Source organism: Nocardia sp. NPDC050412 (genome assembly GCF_044458825.1).
Lineage (GTDB): Bacteria > Actinomycetota > Actinomycetes > Mycobacteriales > Mycobacteriaceae > Nocardia.
Genome location: NZ_JBITIJ010000004.1, coordinates 268308 through 285534 on the forward strand (window position 1 = coordinate 268308; position 17227 = coordinate 285534).

The window sequence follows — 17227 nt, forward strand, 5'->3', positions numbered from 1 at the left end:
GGCGCCGAACGTGTTGGCCGCCGCGGCGGAGGTGGAGACTGAAGCCTGCACCGCCGTCCATGAAGGCTTGGTTGGCCTGGTCACGCCGGTTGGCATGAACAGGGGGGCCGCACACAGACGTACCTTATTTCTGGATGCTCAAACCACGCAGTCGGTCTGAAATCTCAGCATTTGGGATAAAATAGCCCATTATCCGACTTTGGCATCAAGGGGACTTATCGCAAAATTGCATATTTCGAACGGGGCGAGCGAACAAATCCGGTGCGCGATTGCTCTACCATCTCATTATACGCATACATATAATATGAACATGTTCGATCCCATCACTCTCGCCGTCGGAGCCGCAATCGCGGGTGCCGGCTGGGCCGTAGGCCGGTTCGGCAGGCGCTCGCCCGCTGGAGCCGCAGTCGCCCGGTGCGGCTGTGGCCACGACCTGGCGCTGCACGATCCGGAGGCGGGCACCTGCCATGCCGAGCTGGTCCGCAAGACCTACGGCGGGCCCGTATGGGTGCAGTGCGGTTGCCGACGCTACACGGGTCCGGTTCCCGTCGAGGAATTCTTCAGCAGACCGATCATGCCCTCGGACGACTGACTCACGACTCGGCCGCCGAGGCGGGCTGCATGCGCAGCGGCACCCCGATCCGGTTCCACAGGTTGATCATCGCGGTGACCGCGACCAGACCGGCCCGCGCGTCCTCGTCGAAGTTCTTCTCCACCTCGGCCCAGATTTCATCGCTGACACCGTGTTCACCAAGTCTGGTGACGGCCTCCGCGTAGGCAAGGGCGGCTCGTTCGACCTCGGTGAACTTCACCGACTCACGCCAGGCATTGAGGTAGTAGATCCGCTGTTCGGTCTCGCCCGCCATCCGCGCATCGGTGGTGTGCATATCGATGCAGAACAGGCAGCCATTCATCTGGGAAACGCGGATCTTCACCAGCTCACGCACCGTCGAATCCAGTGGTCCGCGGCGGATGGCCTGCTCGGCGGCGTACCAGGCCTGGTAGATCTCGGGCGCCGCCTCGGCGAGCTTCATACGTGACATAGGTCGTCCTCTCTCGAAATCGCTTACCCGAGTAGGACGAGATAGCCGCCGAGTCTGTGACAACGTTACGAAGACGGCAGGCAGCGGGCCCGATCGGGAAGCTCGCTACAGGGCTCGTTGCCATGCTCGCGCAACACATCCTTACCGGTCAGATCGGTCAGGAAGTGTATGAAGCTCGCACCGAGCGAATCGCCGGGGAGTTCGCCGTAGCTGTAGGCGTATTCGACACCCCAGAACGGATAGCTGCGGTTGACGGCGGCGTCGCGACCGGCCGTTACGCCATTGATGGTGAGGGTCGTGGCTCCTACCTTCACCGCCTCGGAGAACTCGCTGTAGCCGATCGCACCTGGGAGATCGCTCACCGCCTTCTGCATATCCTTGGTGACCTGCACATCGCAATATCTGGCTGTCGCGGGTGCGCCATCCTTGATCGCAACACAGCTGACGTGCGGCCGATCGGGCTGCGGACCGCCGAGTAACCTGCGCTCCAACGTATTTCGAGTGCCCGATCCCGGTATCCGATTGACCAGCACGACCGGCAGATCGGCACCGCCGACATCGCGCCAGTTGGTGATCCGGCCCTGATACAGATCCTGGATCTGGGCGACGGTGAGGTTGGTGACGCCGACATCCTTGTGCACGATCATGGTGAACAGCGATAGCGCCAGCGGGCGTGCCAGCAGCGGTTGGTAGCCATCACCTTTCGGTCCGTCGCTGATCGTGAGCAGGTCGGGATCGTCCTCGCCCTCCTCGGCGAGCTGGTCGAGTCCGCGTTCGGTGCCCTCGAAACCGAAGGCGAATTCCGCTCCGGTGCAACGCTTCCCATACTGCGCGGCCGCATCGCGAATGACCGGTTCGAAGGCCGAGGAGCCGACTACCGAGAGTTTGCCCGCGGCACAATCCAATGGCGTCGGATCGGGCGCCAGCACGGCGACCAGGAGCTGGACGACGATCACCACGACCAGGAAGGCCGTGAGCGCCACCATCACTCGCGAAATGCCGGTACGGCTCTGGGTTTCGATGATCCGTCCACCCTTGATGCCGCCGCTCAGCACCGGATCCGGATACTCTCCCGTGCCCTCCGAACGTTGCAGGATGGCCAGGATCTTGTAGTGATCGCCGCGATTGAGCGGCACTCTCGGCAGATCAATGGCACCGATATGTCCGACCGTATCCTCGCGAACCGCGATGCCCGAATCACGGCCCAGCGAATCGGCCAGACCCTGGTCGCTCAGCTCGGTCACCGCCATACCGATGACCCGGCGCTGTGGAAAGTTCAGATGCAGGCCGACCCGGCCCGCCTCCGGTGCTTGGTAGTCGTGCGTGTCGATCGGTGTCGCACCGCTGTTTTCGATGCGGACCAGGACAACCGACAGATCCTTCAGCGGGGGACTCACACCGTCCTGCGCCGGGCGCAGCTGCGGCAGCACTCCAGGAAAGACCGACTCGATCTCACCGGTGACCGGCGTATCCATCTGGACCCGATAGCCGAGTTCCTTGCGTCCGACGAACACGAACTCCCACAGGAATGCGATGACCGGCACCGCGATACCGATGAGTCCGAGCACGATTTCGATCGGAAAGCCACCCACCGGCGCCGCCACCCCCAAGAGATCTGTGTGTCAACCATTCTCGAACGTCATCGGGCATCCTCGCAGATCCCGCACCAGTGTTCGGCAACAGTTAACCGGATGGTCGGAAGCTGGCGCCGAAATCATCTCCGAACAGGTCGGCCTGCTCGTGCTGAAGCGACGATCAAACCACGTCCCCGGCTGGCGATTTGGTCCAGGCAAGCAGCTTCTCGGTTGGCCAAGTGTTGATAACCCGTTCCGCCGCAACATCGTTCGCGACAGCGCGCTCGCAGCCGTAACCCAGCCAGTCCAACTGACCAGGGGCATGCGCATCGGTGTCGATCGAGAAATAGCATCCCATCTCGACCGCCATCCGCAGCAGTCGCGACGGCGGATCGAGCCGTTCGGGCCGGCTGTTGATCTCCACCGCTGTCCCGTAACTCCGGCACGCCTCGAAGACGAGTTCGGCATCGAAACTCGACTCCGGCCGCAGCCCCCGCTGCCCCGCGATCAGTCTGCCGGTGCAGTGGCCCAGCACATCCACATTCGGATTCGCCACCGCATACACCATGCGCTTGGTCATAGCCTCGCTGTCGGCACGCAGATGCGAATGTACGCTGGCCACAACGATATCGAGTTCGGCGAGCAGATCGCTGTGCTGATCCAGGGCCCCGTCGTCGAGGATGTCCACCTCGATTCCGGTGAGAATTCGGAATGGCGCGACTCGTTCGTTCAGCTCGGCGACCACATCCAACTGCCGCCGCAATCGGTCGGCCGAAAGTCCGTTGGCGACGGTCAACCGCGGCGAATGATCGGTCAGCGCGCAGTATTCGTGTCCGAGCGCGGCCGCGACTCCCATCATCTCCGCGATCGGACTGCCGCCGTCGGACCAGTCGGAGTGGGTGTGCAGATCGCCGCGCAACTGGGCCCGCATGGGCTTGCCCGGTCCCCCGATGGGCTGCGCGGCCTTGCGCAGTTCGCTCAAATAGTCCGGTACCACACCGGAATACGCCTGCTCGATGACGGCGGCGGTCTTGGGGCCGATCCCCGCGAGTTCTTGCCAACTGTGCGCCGCCCGATGGATCGCCCGCTCGCCCTCGGGCAGCTGCGCCACGATGTCGGCAGCCCGCCGATACGCCTTCACCCGATGTGTTTGCGCCCGTGCGCGTTCCAGCCAGAAGCCGATTTCGCGCAGCGCCTCCACCGGACCCGGAGCGGCGATCGAATCGTCTTCCGCCACAGCGGTTACCGAATCCGGCTGTACTTCACGAAGGCGACGCCGTCCTCGAAAACCCGGCTGGTGATCACCCGGAAGCGGGCCGCCTCGGGCAGGCGCGGGCCGGCACCGAACAGCGGACGGCCACTGCCGAGTACGACCGGGTACAGCTTCAGGAAGATCTGATCGATCTCCGGCAGCAACACCTGCGCCAATTCCCCGCCGCCGCACAGCCAGATCCCGAGTCCGTTGTCCCGCTTCAACTCTCGCACTGTGGCGAGCGGATCGGCCGAGATGAGCTCAACCGACGGATCCGGGCTCTCGGGCAACGTCGTCGACACGACGAATTGACGCAGATGCGAATACGGGCTGGAGGTTCCGGTCCGCACGCCGAAATCGTGGGTCTTGCGACCCATCAGCACGGTGTCGAAGTAACGGTTGCGCTTATCTATGCCGAGGGCCTCCCGCACCTTCGTCGGCAGGGTCTCCGGGTACTGCGCGGTGATCGCCGGGCCGTGATCACCACCGACCGGGAAGAAGTCGACCGACCCCTCCTCGGTGGCGATGAACCCGTCGATAGTCGATGCGACGTAGTAGGTGAGCTTGCGCATAAGTCCTTCCTCCACGGCCGGTCTAACCGCCTAAAAGAACGGTAGCTCGCCAACCCTAACGGCGACGGGGCTTCGGTTGGCAGCGCGGGCAGGAGTACGAAGAACGATTCATGAACTTCTCCCGCAGGATGGGCGCACCACAGCGACGGCAGGGTTCGTCCTCGCGCCCGTAGACCGCGAGCGAACGTTCGAAGTAACCGGATTGGCCGTTGACATCGACATATAGGGCGTCGAACGAGGTGCCACCGGCCGCGAGCGCCTCCTCCATCACCACGCCGACCGCGGTGAGCAGGGTGCGTACGGCGGGTCTGGTCAGGCCGGATGCGAGCCGGTTGCCGTGGATCTTGGCCCGCCACAGTGATTCGTCGGCATAGATATTGCCCACGCCGGAGATCACGGTCTGATCCAGCAACACCCGCTTGATCTCGGTTTGTTTGGCGCGTACCGCTGCCACCACGGCCTCTGGGTCGTAGCGCGGGTCCAGTGGATCCCGGGCGATATGCGCGACGGGCTCGGGCACCAAGGTGCCGTCGACCTCGACCAGCGGTGCGAGCGCCCAGCCGCCGAAGGTGCGCTGATCGACGAAGCGCAATTGCGTGCCGTCGTCGAGAGTCGCGAGTATATGCGCGTGCTTCTCCACCGGAGCATCGGCGGACCGCACGAGCATCTGCCCGCTCATACCGAGATGGACGACGAGCGAGGTGTCCGGATCGTCGAAGGTGAGCCACAGGTATTTGCCGCGACGCTCGGCGGCACAGACCCGCAGACCCTTCAACCGGGCCGTCAGATCGTCCGCGCCTTCGAGATGGCGGCGCACCGACCTGAGATGGGTCACCGTGACGGATTCGACGACCCGCCCGACAACATGTGCGGCGAGTCCGCGCCGGACGACCTCGACCTCGGGCAACTCGGGCATCAAGCACTCCTATCGACCACGCGCGAGTCTTACGAGCACCCGTTCGCGGCCTGTCTCGCATCCGGGTGGCCGAAGCGCATCCGACGCCGTCGCGAGTCTCGGCCACTCGGAAGCGAGACGCCGGGGGCCGCGAATACGCGGTGCCGTAGGCGCCGCGAATTAGATACTGTCGGTCAGCGCCTGATAGGCGGCGCCAGCGGCCTTCTGCTCGGCTTCCTTCTTGGAGCGGCCGACACCCTGACCAAACGGACGACCGCCGATCACGGTGGTCGCGGTGAATTCCTTGTCGTGGTCGGGGCCGGTCGAAGTGATCTCGTAGCTGGGCACGCCGAGGCCACGTTCGGCGGTGAGCTCCTGCAGGCTGGTCTTCCAGTCGAGTCCGGCGCCCATCCGCGGGCCGCGCTCGAGTAGGTCGGCGAACAGGCGCAGCACCACCTCGCGCGCGATATCGATACCGTGCTCGAGATGGACCGCACCGAGCAGCGACTCCATGCCATCGGCGAGGATGCTGGGCTTATCCCGGCCGCCGGTGAGCTCTTCGCCCTTACCGAGCAGCAGGTGCACGCCGAGCCCGCCTTCGCCGAGCCCGCGCGCCACCTCGGCGAGCGCGTGCATATTCACCACGCTCGCCCGCAGCTTGGCCAGTTCGCCCTCGGACTTGTCCGGGTGCTCATGGTAGAGCCGCTCGGTGATGCTCAGGCCCAGGACCGAGTCGCCCAGGAATTCCAGACGCTCGTTGGTCGGCAGCCCGCCGTTCTCGTATGCGTACGACCGGTGCGTCAGCGCCAGGCGCAGCAAATCGGCCCGCACGTCGACGCCGAGCGCCGCGAGCAGGCTCGCATGTTCACCGGACGCGCCGGGTTCGTCCTTGCTGGCGGTCACGTCGATACGACAGGTCGAACGATCAGACAGCAGCGGTGACCTGGCGGCCCTTGTAGGTGCCGCAGGAGGGGCATGCGATATGCGGCAGCGTCTTCTCGCCGCAGGCGCGGTTCGGGCACGTGATCAGGGTCGGCGCGGTGGCCTTCCACTGGCTGCGCCGCGACCTGGTGTTGGAACGGGACATCCGGCGCTTGGGAACGGCCACGACTACTTCTCCTCTTGTCCTATTGCTCGCCAGTTAGGCAGCATGGTCTTACTGGTCTGGTCTAGACGTCTGGGTTGGCACCCGCATTGGGGCTGCCGTTGCCGGGCGACTCGGCGGCGAACTTCGCCAACCCGGCCCAGCGAGGGTCAAGTATCTCATGCCCGTGGCCGGAACCCGCAATCGCCATCCGGACACCGCATTCCGGACACAGGCCGGCGCAGTCCGGAGTGCACAGCGGCTGCAGCGGCAGCTCCAGGCCGATCTGGTCCGTGATCACCGGTTCCAAGTCGATCGTGTCGTCCACGATGCGGTAGATCTCGTCGTCCTCGGTGGTCTGCTCGGTGGCGCTGTCCGGATAGGCGAACAGTTCCGTGAGCTGAATATCCACCGTGCCGGTGAACGGTTCGAGGCAGCGCGAGCACTCCCCTGCTGTCGGTGCGGCGACCGTCCCGGTGACGAGCACACCTTCGGACACCGCCTGCAACTGCAGATCGAGGTCCACCTCTGCGCCCACCGGAATGGCGATCAGATCCAGCCCGATCCGCTCGTCGGTGGTGACCACGCGATGCAGCGCTTTCATTGTGCCTGGGCGGCGGCCCAGGCTGATGACATCCAGCACGAAACCCGCGTCCGGCGTGCGGCGTGCGGCCGTACGAGGACGCGAAGCGGGACCGGAACCGGCGGACATCACGAACTCACTTCACATTCGAGGGGAAATGGGCAACCAGTCCACAATACGCGAGGGCACGGTGAAGACCCAAACCGTCTGGGTCGTTCCGACCGGGCCGCCCGGCGACTTTCGCCAACTGTACGGATGTCGAGGGCCGCACGGCTGGAGCGGGCCGAAGGGCCGGGTGGGGTGGTTCAGCGGCGATAGTCGGCCGCGTAGTCCGGAGCGCCCGCACCCGAGCGCAATTGGTGACGTCCGCCGCGCACGGTCCGCAAGGTGGCGTTGAGCGTCTCCTCGAAGTCGGCGAGCCTGCTGTCGACGTACTGGTCACATTCGTCGCGCATCCGATCGGCCTCTTCGTTAGCGCCGTCGATCAATCGAGCCGATTCGGCATGCGCGGCCCGCACCACTTCGGTCTGTGTGACCAAGCGGTCGCGCTCGGCCTCACCTTCGGCGACCGAACGGGCATAGGATGCCTTGCCCGCCTCGATCATCCGCTCGGATTCGATGCGGGCCCTACCAGTCACGGCCTCGAATTCGGCATTGCCGTCGGCGACGACGCGGTCGGCCTCGGCCTGTGCGGTATTCACCAAGTGGTCGGCGTGCGCGCTGGCCTCGGCGACCATGCGGTCGGCGTGCGCCTTGGCGTCGGCGAGGATCCGGTCGGCCTCCTCGCGGGCCGATCCGATGGTCTGGTGTGCCTGTTCGTTCGCGGTCGTCACCGTCGTTTCGGCGGCCGAACGGGCGTCGGAGACGATCTTGTCGCGATGATCGAGCACATCCTGGGCGTCGTCGAGTTCGCCGGGCAGTGCATCGCGCACGTCGTCGAGCAGTTCGAGCACGTCACCGCGCGGCACGATGCAGCCGCGGGTGGGCGGGATGCCGCGCGCTTCTTCGACGATGGCGACCAGCTCGTCGAGAGCTTCGAATACGCGATACATGCTCCTACCCCACTCTCGTGCAGACCTACGGCGAAACTTTCCGCCGTAGGCCAAGTGTGCCTCTCGTCACGGCTCGTGCCGAGTCCCCCACCGGTGTGTCGTGTAGGTGTCTCGTACGCCACAAAAACAAGTGGAGGATATGTCTCCACTTGGTGTTACATTTGTCCAGGAAGGTCGCAGACAAGATCTTCTTAAGTGGATCGCAGGCCCTGACCGGGACTGTGGGGATAGAGGAGGCCGACCGGGCGGATTGCGATGACCATCGCGGTTGTCCGTACCGAAGGCTCGTGTGGGATCGGAAAGACAATGACCGTACTGGAACTACCGCGGACGGCGGTTCTGCCGACAAGCAGCCTGTACACGCCGTGGGCGGGACCGTACCCGGTGCTGCAGTCGGTGACGGCCGCTCGGTTCGGCCAGTTGATGCAGTATCTGCGTGGCGATCGGGCGCTGGCTCAGCTGATCCGCTTCGCCCTGGTCGGCGGTTCCAGCAATGTCGCCTATGTCCTGCTGTTCTTCGCGATGCACGGCGTCGGTCCCCTGGTCGCCAATATCGCGGGCTCGGTCGTGAGCACCGTGATCGCCAATGAAATGCACCGTCAGCTCACCTTCCACGCAGCGGGTCGGGTCGGCTGGTTCACCGCACAGTGGGAGGGCGGCGGGCTCGCGCTGGTCGGACTCGGGATCACCACCGCCGCACTTGCCGCGCTCGAGGTGTGGATGCCAGGTATGGGCGGTACGTTCCAGGCCGCGGCCATTCTGGCCATCACCGCCGCGGTGGGCGGTATGCGCTTCCTCGCCCTGCGCGGGTTGGTCTTCTGAGCCTTTATCACGAGTCCGCCCCGGTTCTTCGGAACCGGGGCGGATTTCGTTGGGCGTTCAGCCTTTGCGTTCCGCGAGGCGATCGACCAAGCGCTTGTGGACGGCGGGCGGAAGCATATCGGTGACATCGCCGCCGTAGGTCGCGACTTCTTTGACCAGTGAGCTGGACAGGAAGCTGAAGGCCGGGTTGGGGGCGATGAAGAAGGTGTCGACGCCGCTGAGCTTCTTGTTCATCTGCGCCATCTGCAGTTCGTAGCCGAAGTCGGTAGCATCGCGCAGACCCTTGACGATCGCGCCGATGCCCTCCTGCTTGGCGAAATCCACCAGCAGACCCTGCCAGGACTCCACCCGGACATTGGGCAGGTGCGCGGTGGCCTCGCGCAGCATCTCCATGCGCTCCTCGACGCTGAACATCCCCTGTTTCTTGGGATTGATCATGACGGTCACCACGACCTCGTCGAACTGGGCCGCGGCCCGCGCGAAGACGTCGATATGTCCATTGGTCACCGGGTCGAACGAGCCCGGGCACAACGCTTCTGCCATGGACAGACGGTATCAGGAGGCCGGATCGTGACCTCGAATGCCGCGATGGCGGAGTTACTCCGGGGCGAACTCGGCTAGTTCGATGCGGGTTTCGCCGTATTTGCGCGCCTTCGCGGGGATATAGCCTGCGGGCCAGACGATCTCGGGTGAGCGGATGGAACGCTCGACTACGACGAGGGCGTCCGGTGCCATCCAATCGTGTTCGGCGAGGGCGCGGAGGTCGGCGGTGACCGTCGCGGTGTCGACGTCGTAGGGCGGATCGGAGAAGACCACGTCGTACTTTCCCGCACCGCCGCCCGCCAGGACGGTGGCGACGGAGCCGATGCGGAGTTCGGCACCCGGCAGACCGAGGTCGGCGATATTGCCGCGCACGATGGCGGCAGCCTTGCGGTCGGACTCGATAAGCAGGGCGTGCATGGCGCCGCGTGAGAGGGCCTCCAGGCCCAGTGCACCGGATCCGGCGTAGAGGTCGAGTACCCGAAGGCCGTCGAAATCGATGCGGGCGTCGAGGGCGCTGAACAGGGCCTCGCGCACCCGATCGGAGGTGGGGCGCGTGCCCGCGGGCGGGACGCGTAACCGGCGCCCGCCCGCGGTACCCGCGACGATCCGGGTCATTCGGCCGCGGACTCGCGCACCGTCAGTTCGACCAGCAGGTCACCGCCTTCGACCTGCTGTACCTTGCCGATCGCGACGCGCCCGACGATGCCCCCGCGCGGCGCGGTGATCGCTGCCTCCATCTTCATCGCCTCGATGGTGCCGACGGTATCGCCCGCCGCGATCGAATCGCCTTCGGACACGGCAAGTGTCACCACACCGGCGAACGGGGCAGCGATATGGCCCTGGTTGTTCTTATCGGCCTTCTCTGCGGCCGGGATATCGCTGGCGATGGAGCGGTCGCGCACGGCGACCGGGCGCAGTTGGCCGTTCATGATGCACATGACCGTGCGCATACCGCGCTCATCGGGTTCGGAGATGGCCTCCAGTCCGATCAGCAGGGTGACGCCCTTCTCCAGTTGCACACGGTGTTCTTCGCCGCGACGCAAGCCGTAGAAGAACTGGTTGGCCGACAGCCCCATGGTGTCGCCGTACTTTTCGCGGTGCGCGAGGAATTCGGCGGTGGGGCCGGGGAAGAGCAGCCGGTTGAGCGTGGCACGGCGCAGTTCGGAGGAACCGGCGAGTCCGGCCTCGTCCGCCGGGGTCAGCGGGGTCTCCGGCTTGGCCGGTCCGCGACCGGCCAGTGCCCGACTGCGGAACGGCTCGGGCCAGCCGCCCGCCGGATTGCCGAGTTCGCCACGCAGGAAACCGATTACCGAATCCGGAATGTCGTAACGGCCCGGATCGGCGGCGAAGTTTTCGATGTCGACACCGGTGCCGACGAGTGCGAGCGCGAGGTCGCCGACCACCTTCGAGGACGGGGTGACCTTGACCAGGCGGCCCAGAAGTCGGTCCGCCGCAGCGTATTTCGCCTCGACCTCTTCGAAGCGGTCACCGAGACCGAGCGCGATCGCCTGCTGCCGCAGATTCGACAGCTGACCGCCCGGGATCTCGTGGGTATACACCCGGCCGGTCGGCGCGGGAAGCCCGGATTCGAAGGGCGCGTACACCTTTCGCAGCGCCTCCCAGTACGGCTCCAGGTCGCAGACATTCTGCAGGTTGAGGCCGGTGTCGAATTCGCTGTGCGCCGCAGCCGCCACGATCGCGGAAAGCGCTGGCTGAGAAGTGGTTCCGGCCATGGCGGCACTCGCGCCGTCGACCGCGTCGGCACCGGCCTGCCAGGCGGCGAGATAGGTGGCCAGCTGACCGCCGGGAGTGTCGTGGGTGTGCACGTGCACCGGCAAGTCGAAGTTCCTGCGCAGCGCGGAGACCAGGGTCGCGGCGGCCGGAGCGCGCAGCAGGCCCGCCATATCCTTGATGGCCAGCACGTGCGCGCCCGCATCGACGATCTGCTCGGCGAGCTTGAGGTAGTAGTCGAGGGTGTAGAGGTTTTCGTCCGGATTGGACAGGTCGCCGGTGTAGCTCATCGCGACTTCCGCGATGGCCGTACCGGTTTCGCGCACCGCATCGATGGCCGGGCGCATCTGATCGACATTGTTGAGCGCGTCGAAGATGCGGAAGATATCGATACCGGTGTCGGTCGCCTCCTGCACGAATGCGCGCGTCACCTGCTCCGGATACGGTGTGTAGCCGACCGTGTTTCGTCCGCGCAGCAGCATCTGCAGACAGATATTCGGCACCGCCTCGCGCAGCGCGGCCAGCCGCTCCCACGGGTCCTCGAACAGGAAGCGCAGCGCCACATCGTAAGTCGCGCCGCCCCAAGCCTCGATGGAGAGCAGTTCCGGTGTCAGACGCGCGACATGTCCGGCGACACCGAGCAGACCATTGGTGCGCACGCGGGTGGCCAGCAGCGACTGGTGCGCGTCGCGGAAGGTGGTATCGGTGACGCCGACGGCCTTCTGCTCGCGCAGCGCCTGCGCGAAGCCTTCGGGGCCCAGGCGCAGCAGCCGCTGACGGGAACCGTCCGGCGGCGGCACGCTCAGATCGATGGCGGGCAGTTTGTCGTGCGGATACACCGTGGTCGGACGCTCGCCGTGCGGCTTGTTGACGGTGATATCGGCGAGGTAGTTGAGGATCTTGGTGCCGCGGTCGGCCGAACCGCGCAGGGTCAGCAACTGCGGGCGCTCATCGATGAACGAGGTGGTGACCCGGCCCGCCCTGAAGTCCGGATCGTCGAGCACCGCGAGCAGGAACGGGATGTTGGTGGTGACGCCGCGAATGCGGAATTCCGCGAGTGCACGGCTGGCGCGCGCCACCGCAGCGTGCAGATCGCGGCCGCGGCAGGTGAGCTTGACCAGCATCGAGTCGAAGTAGGCGCCGATCTCCGCGCCCAGGTTCGCGCCGCCGTCGAGGCGGATGCCCGCGCCACCGGGGGTGCGGTAGGCGGTGATGCGGCCGGTGTCGGGGCGGAAGCCGTTGGCCGGATCCTCGGTGGTGATCCGGCACTGCAGGGCCGCACCGCGAATGGCGACCTTGTCCTGGCTCAGGCCGAGCTGTTCGAGGCTCTCCCCCGTCGCGATGCGCAGCTGGGACTGCACCAGATCGACATCGGTGATCTCCTCGGTCACCGTATGCTCGACCTGGATGCGCGGGTTCATCTCGATGAAGACGTGGTTGCCGCGCTCGTCGAGCAGGAATTCGACGGTGCCCGCGCAGCTGTAGCCGATCTGGCGAGCGAAGGCCACGGCGTCGTTGCAGATGCGCTCGCGCAGTGCGGGATCCAGGTTCGGGGCGGGCGCGAGCTCGATCACCTTCTGGTGGCGGCGTTGCACCGAACAGTCGCGCTCGAACAGGTGCATGACATTCCCGTGCTGGTCGGCCAGGATCTGCACCTCGATGTGGCGCGGGTTCACCACGGCCTGTTCCAGGAAGACGGTCGGATCACCGAAGGCCGACTCCGCCTCACGGGATGCGGCCTCGATCGATTCGCGCAGCTGTGCCGGATCGGCCACCCGGCGCATACCGCGCCCACCGCCACCCGCTACGGCCTTCACGAAGATCGGATAATCCAGGACCTCGGATGCGGCCAGCAGTTCGTCCACATCGGCGGAGGGGGCGCTGGACTTCAGCACCGGCAGCCCCGCCGCCCGCGCCGCTTCGATCGCACGGGCCTTGTTACCAGCCAGTTCGAGCACGTCGGCCGACGGACCGATGAAGGTGATGCCCTCGCGGGCGCAGGCCGCCGCGAGGTCCGGGTTCTCGGAGAGGAAGCCGTAACCGGGGTAGATGGCGTCGGCACCCGCGGACTTGGCCGCCGCGATGATCGCCTCGATCGACAGGTACGCCCGAACCGGGTGCCCCTGTTCGCCGATCTGGTAGGACTCCGCGGCCTTCAACCGGTGGACCGAGTTGCGATCCTCGTACGGGAAGACGGCGACTGTCCCGATGCCGAGTTCGTAGGCCGCACGGAAGGCGCGGATGGCGATCTCGCCACGGTTGGCAACCAAGACTTTCGAGAACATTGAACTAAGGTACCCGCCCCGGAATCGTGGCCTGACAGGGAAGTCCCTTTCGCAGGAATCTTCACAACGAGTCCTAGCAGGCTTGCGAAGTTGTGTTCATATCGCTGACACATAACTGTGTGTTGACTGGCGTAGCACGGAAATCGGATGGCGCTACCGACTATGCTGGTCGACGCAGCTGGTTCGCCGTGCGCAGACGAGATGGAGCCCCGTCGTCGCGTTACGGAGTCGAGTTCGCGGATCGGGTAACCGGTGCGCGGACGAGAGGGAACCCGGTGAGAATCCGGGACTGTCCCGCAGCGGTATGCAGGAACGACCGCCGTCATCAGCACTGGGTAGGCCGTAGCGACTGCTTGCAGGTCGCTCGAAATGGGCCGTAGCGACTGCTTGCAGGTCGAAATGGTCAGCCCGGGAAGCGACGGCCAGTAGGTGAGCCCCGTACGGGGTCGGCCAGAAGGCCCGTGCCCGCAAGTCCGAAGACCTGCCAGCCGTGTCGGATACGCCGTATCCGGCGGCCACCGCCTCGTGGACTGGGCGCGCGGACCTCTGGGTGTGATTGTCGGGCTCCGTCGGTGCGCCGGCACGTCACTCGGTCTCCGCTAGCTCGTAGGGCGATGGTCTTCGATCTCAGCACTGGAGAAATTCGTGACTGTTACGCATAACCCGTTCACCGCGACGGTTCTCGGTCTCCCGAGGGTGGGGCCGCACCGTGAGCTCAAGCGCGCCACCGAGTCCTACTGGGCCGGACGCATCGACGCGCAGCGGCTGCACGCGATCGCCGCTGACCTGCGGCACAATCAGTTGACCGAATTGCAGCGGGCCGGTCTGGATTCCATCCCAGTCGGCACCTTTTCCTATTACGACCAGGTGCTCGATACCGCCGTGCTGCTCGGCGCGCTGCCGCCCAGGATGGCCGGTATCGCCGATCCGCTGGATCGCTATTTCGCGGCGGCGCGCGGCACCGATACGGTCGAGCCGCTGGAAATGACCAAGTGGTTCGATACCAATTACCACTATCTGGTGCCGGAAATCGGTCCGGAGACGGTGTTCTCGCTGGATCCGTCGAAGGTGTTGGATGAGCTGCGGGAGGCGCTCGCACTCGGGGTGCCCGCGCGTCCGGTGGTGGTCGGGCCTATCACCTTCCTGAAGCTGGCGAAGGCGACCGGTGGTGCGGCGTTGGATCGCCTGGAGGAGTTGGTGCCGCTCTATCGGGAGCTGTTGCGGCTGCTGGCCGCGGCGGGCGCGCAGTGGGTGCAGCTCGACGAGCCGGTCCTGGTCACCGACCTGACGGCTGACGAGGTGGAACTCGTACGGCGCAGCTACGCCGAACTATCGGCCGCGACGGATCGTCCAGCACTGCTGGTGGCCACCTACTTCGGCAAGCCAGGTGCTGCGTTGAGCGCTTTGGCCGAGACCGAAATCGAAGGTATCGCACTGGATTTCACCATAGACGCGGACTTCTCCGGTGTGCCGGCACTGGTGAACAAGCTGCTGGTGGCGGGTGTGGTCGACGGGCGAAATGTCTGGCGGGCCGATTTGGATAAGGCTTTGACGATGCTCGGCACGCTGCTGGGGTGCGCGAAGTCCGTTGCGGTATCGAGTTCCTGCTCGTTGCTGCACGTGCCCTACACCTTGGCGAGCGAAACCGGCCTAGACCAGCGGCTGCGTTCGTGGTTGGCCTTCGGTGCGGAGAAGGTCGCCGAGGTGCGGTTGCTCGCGACCGGACTGAGTGCGGGGTCTGAGGCGATCTGCGATGAATTGGCCATGGTCCGTGCCGCTCTCGCCACTAGGCGCACCGATCCCCGGTTGGGCAATCCGCAGGTGCGGGCGCGCCTGGCCACGCTGGGTCCCGATGCAACTCGGCGGGCTCCCGCGCAACAGCGGCGGCCATTACAGGCCGAGCGGCTGCGGCTGCCCTCGTTGCCGACGACGACGATCGGTTCGTATCCGCAGACCTCGGCGATCCGGCTGGCGCGTGCGGCACTGCGCAGGGGTGAGATCGATCAGACCGAATACGCGCGGCGGATGCGGTCGGAAATCGCGGATGTCATCGCGTTGCAGGAGAAACTGGGCCTGGACGTGCTGGTGCACGGCGAGCCGGAGCGCAATGACATGGTGCAGTACTTCGCCGAGCAGCTCGACGGATTCGCCACCACCGACGCGGGCTGGGTGCAGTCCTACGGCACCCGTTGCGTGCGGCCACCGATTCTGTTCGGAGATGTGGCGCGGCCCGCACCGATGACGGTGGATTGGATCGGCTACGCGCAATCGTTGACCGATAAGCCGGTCAAGGGCATGCTGACCGGCCCGGTGACGATTCTGGCCTGGTCATTCGTGCGCGATGACCAACCGTTGGCGGATTCGGCACGTCAGGTGGCGCTGGCGATCCGGGACGAAACGGTCGATCTGCAGGCCGCGGGTATTCGGATCATCCAGGTCGACGAGCCCGCACTGCGGGAACTGCTGCCGCTGCGCGCGGCCGATCAGGGCGCGTACCTGGAGTGGTCGGTCGGCGCGTTCCGGTTGGCGACCTCCGGGGTATCGGATGCCACACAGATCCACACCCATCTCTGCTATTCGGAATTCGGTGAGGTCATCGATGCGATCGCCGGATTGGATGCCGATGTGACCTCGATCGAGGCGGCGCGCTCGCATATGGAAGTGCTCGACGACTTGAATGCCGCGGGCTTCGATCTCGGCGTCGGACCGGGTGTGTACGACATCCACTCACCCCGGGTGCCGAGTGTGGAGGAAATCACCGCCTCCCTGCGCGCCGCACTGAAGGCCGTTCCCGCCGAACGGCTTTGGGTCAATCCGGACTGCGGGTTGAAGACGCGTGGACCAGTCGAGGTCGAGGCGTCATTGCGCAATTTGGTCGCTGCTGCGGCCGCGGTGCGCTAGAAGATCGTGCAGCCCGATAGCGCGGTTTGGTCACCGCGCTATCGGGCTGCGTATCAATGAGATTCGGCCCCGGGGAAGGGCCGGAGCCGACGACGCGGTGTGTACCTCTCACAACTCTCGCCGTTGCGGACCATCGGGCGCATGCGCGACCGCGCGCTCAGTCCCCGCCGCCAGGCCGTATGACATTCCGAGCAACGATCCATGCATACCCCTCCTTATACGTCGCCATCAGATATCACCCCCGATGTCCTATTCGACGCATGGGCGACCGATTCGGTTCCCTCGATTATTCGGCCGCGGGCGCGGTTCCGAAGGCGCGGTTGATGGCGGCCATATCGAAATAGTCGCGCCAGGCGGTAATGGCGCCGTCTGCGACCTCGAAGACGCCCACTACCGGCAGCGGGGTGTCTTTGCCGAGGCCGCGCAAGATATCGGTGCGTTCGTTCATGACGATATTCCCGGCGGCAACCTGGTGGTGGACGTCGAATTCAATGGATTCGAAGGTGTTGAGGAAACCGGCGATGAAATCGCGGATGGCGGCGCGGCCGCTGACGGGTTCCATCGGAATGTTGTGGTAGACGGCGTCTTCGGCGAAGAAGGCGCTGATCCGGTCCGGGTCGGGATCGGACCAGCTGCGGCACATGGCGGTGACGATTTCGTCGGGGCTCGGCATTGAAGTTCGCTCGCTTCCTTGCGCCGATGCGATCGGGCACATCGGTCGATTCGATCGCACCGATTACACCAAACAATCGCTTGGTTGCGCCAGGATCAGCCCCTGACCAGCAGTTCGCGCTGCGGCACTCCGACGCCAGACGAGCCAGCTGCCCTACTTCGCACGCTACGCAGGATTGATCTTCGGCAAAATCCCTTGCAACAGCAGATTTCTGCGG

Annotated in this window: 16 protein-coding genes and 1 riboswitch; of the genes, 3 read left to right on the forward strand and 13 right to left on the reverse strand. The window is 65.4% G+C overall.

All coding sequences use genetic code 11. The features are described from left to right. Positions 1-310 precede the first annotated feature (310 nt). Positions 311-592, forward strand: a complete 282-nt coding sequence (locus ACIBI6_RS12735; RefSeq protein ID WP_396956167.1) for a hypothetical protein — start codon at positions 311-313, stop codon at positions 590-592. A 1-nt stretch (position 593) separates the two neighbouring features. Here the strand turns inward: ACIBI6_RS12735 and ACIBI6_RS12740 are convergent, their stop codons facing one another. From ACIBI6_RS12740 to ACIBI6_RS12780, 9 genes are all read right to left on the reverse strand, one after another. Beyond that, entirely contained in the window at positions 594-1043 is a 450-nt protein-coding gene (locus ACIBI6_RS12740; RefSeq protein WP_396956168.1) for a carboxymuconolactone decarboxylase family protein, read from the reverse strand. A 65-nt stretch (positions 1044-1108) separates the two neighbouring features. Beyond that, a complete protein-coding gene (locus ACIBI6_RS12745) occupies positions 1109-2635 on the reverse strand; it encodes a PstS family phosphate ABC transporter substrate-binding protein (protein WP_396956169.1) in 1527 nt (508 codons plus the stop codon). A gap of 163 nt (positions 2636-2798) precedes the next feature. Beyond that, entirely contained in the window at positions 2799-3854 is a 1056-nt protein-coding gene (locus tag ACIBI6_RS12750; protein WP_364341794.1) for a PHP domain-containing protein, read from the reverse strand. Positions 3855-3859: 5 nt separating this feature from the next. After that, positions 3860-4441, reverse strand: a complete 582-nt coding sequence (locus ACIBI6_RS12755; RefSeq protein ID WP_364341796.1) for a dihydrofolate reductase family protein — start codon at positions 4439-4441, stop codon at positions 3860-3862. Between the two features lie 55 nt (positions 4442-4496). Then, a complete protein-coding gene (gene mutM / locus ACIBI6_RS12760; RefSeq protein WP_364341798.1) occupies positions 4497-5357 on the reverse strand; it encodes a bifunctional DNA-formamidopyrimidine glycosylase/DNA-(apurinic or apyrimidinic site) lyase in 861 nt (286 codons plus the stop codon). 159 nt (positions 5358-5516) lie between these two features. Continuing rightward, the gene (rnc, locus tag ACIBI6_RS12765) at positions 5517-6239 is read right to left on the reverse strand and encodes a ribonuclease III (RefSeq protein WP_364341800.1); all 723 of its coding nucleotides are present in this window, start codon (positions 6237-6239) and stop codon (positions 5517-5519) included. 22 nt (positions 6240-6261) lie between these two features. Further along, a complete protein-coding gene (gene rpmF / locus ACIBI6_RS12770) occupies positions 6262-6444 on the reverse strand; it encodes a 50S ribosomal protein L32 (RefSeq protein ID WP_014987105.1) in 183 nt (60 codons plus the stop codon). 61 nt (positions 6445-6505) lie between these two features. Continuing rightward, a complete protein-coding gene (locus tag ACIBI6_RS12775) occupies positions 6506-7132 on the reverse strand; it encodes a YceD family protein (protein ID WP_396956171.1) in 627 nt (208 codons plus the stop codon). Positions 7133-7308: 176 nt separating this feature from the next. Beyond that, on the reverse strand, positions 7309-8055 hold the full coding sequence (locus ACIBI6_RS12780; protein ID WP_364341804.1) for a DivIVA domain-containing protein: 747 nt from the start codon (positions 8053-8055) through the stop codon (positions 7309-7311). A gap of 306 nt (positions 8056-8361) precedes the next feature. Between ACIBI6_RS12780 and ACIBI6_RS12785 the strand changes: the two genes are divergently transcribed. Beyond that, positions 8362-8877, forward strand: a complete 516-nt coding sequence (locus ACIBI6_RS12785) for a GtrA family protein (protein ID WP_364341806.1) — start codon at positions 8362-8364, stop codon at positions 8875-8877. 57 nt (positions 8878-8934) lie between these two features. Here ACIBI6_RS12785 and coaD read toward each other — a convergent pair whose 3' ends face one another. The 3 genes from coaD to ACIBI6_RS12800 are packed head-to-tail and all read right to left on the reverse strand — an operon-like array spanning position 8935 to position 13436. Next, positions 8935-9420: a pantetheine-phosphate adenylyltransferase gene (gene coaD, locus ACIBI6_RS12790; RefSeq protein WP_364341808.1), complete on the reverse strand. Its 486-nt coding sequence runs from the start codon at positions 9418-9420 to the stop codon at positions 8935-8937. A gap of 54 nt (positions 9421-9474) precedes the next feature. Next, complete coding sequence (gene rsmD, locus ACIBI6_RS12795; RefSeq protein WP_364341810.1) at positions 9475-10035, reverse strand: 16S rRNA (guanine(966)-N(2))-methyltransferase RsmD; 561 nt, start codon at positions 10033-10035, stop codon at positions 9475-9477. Beyond that, the gene (locus ACIBI6_RS12800; protein ID WP_364341812.1) at positions 10032-13436 is read right to left on the reverse strand and encodes a pyruvate carboxylase; all 3405 of its coding nucleotides are present in this window, start codon (positions 13434-13436) and stop codon (positions 10032-10034) included. Before ACIBI6_RS12800 ends, rsmD begins: the two co-directional genes overlap by 4 nt. A 233-nt stretch (positions 13437-13669) precedes the next feature. After that, positions 13670-13940: riboswitch (cobalamin riboswitch) on the forward strand. A 141-nt stretch (positions 13941-14081) separates the two neighbouring features. Between ACIBI6_RS12800 and metE the strand changes: the two genes are divergently transcribed. Beyond that, positions 14082-16337: a 5-methyltetrahydropteroyltriglutamate--homocysteine S-methyltransferase gene (gene metE / locus ACIBI6_RS12805; RefSeq protein ID WP_364341814.1), complete on the forward strand. Its 2256-nt coding sequence runs from the start codon at positions 14082-14084 to the stop codon at positions 16335-16337. 286 nt (positions 16338-16623) lie between these two features. Here metE and ACIBI6_RS12810 read toward each other — a convergent pair whose 3' ends face one another. Further along, a complete protein-coding gene (locus ACIBI6_RS12810; protein ID WP_364341816.1) occupies positions 16624-17010 on the reverse strand; it encodes a nuclear transport factor 2 family protein in 387 nt (128 codons plus the stop codon). Positions 17011-17227 lie beyond the last annotated feature (217 nt).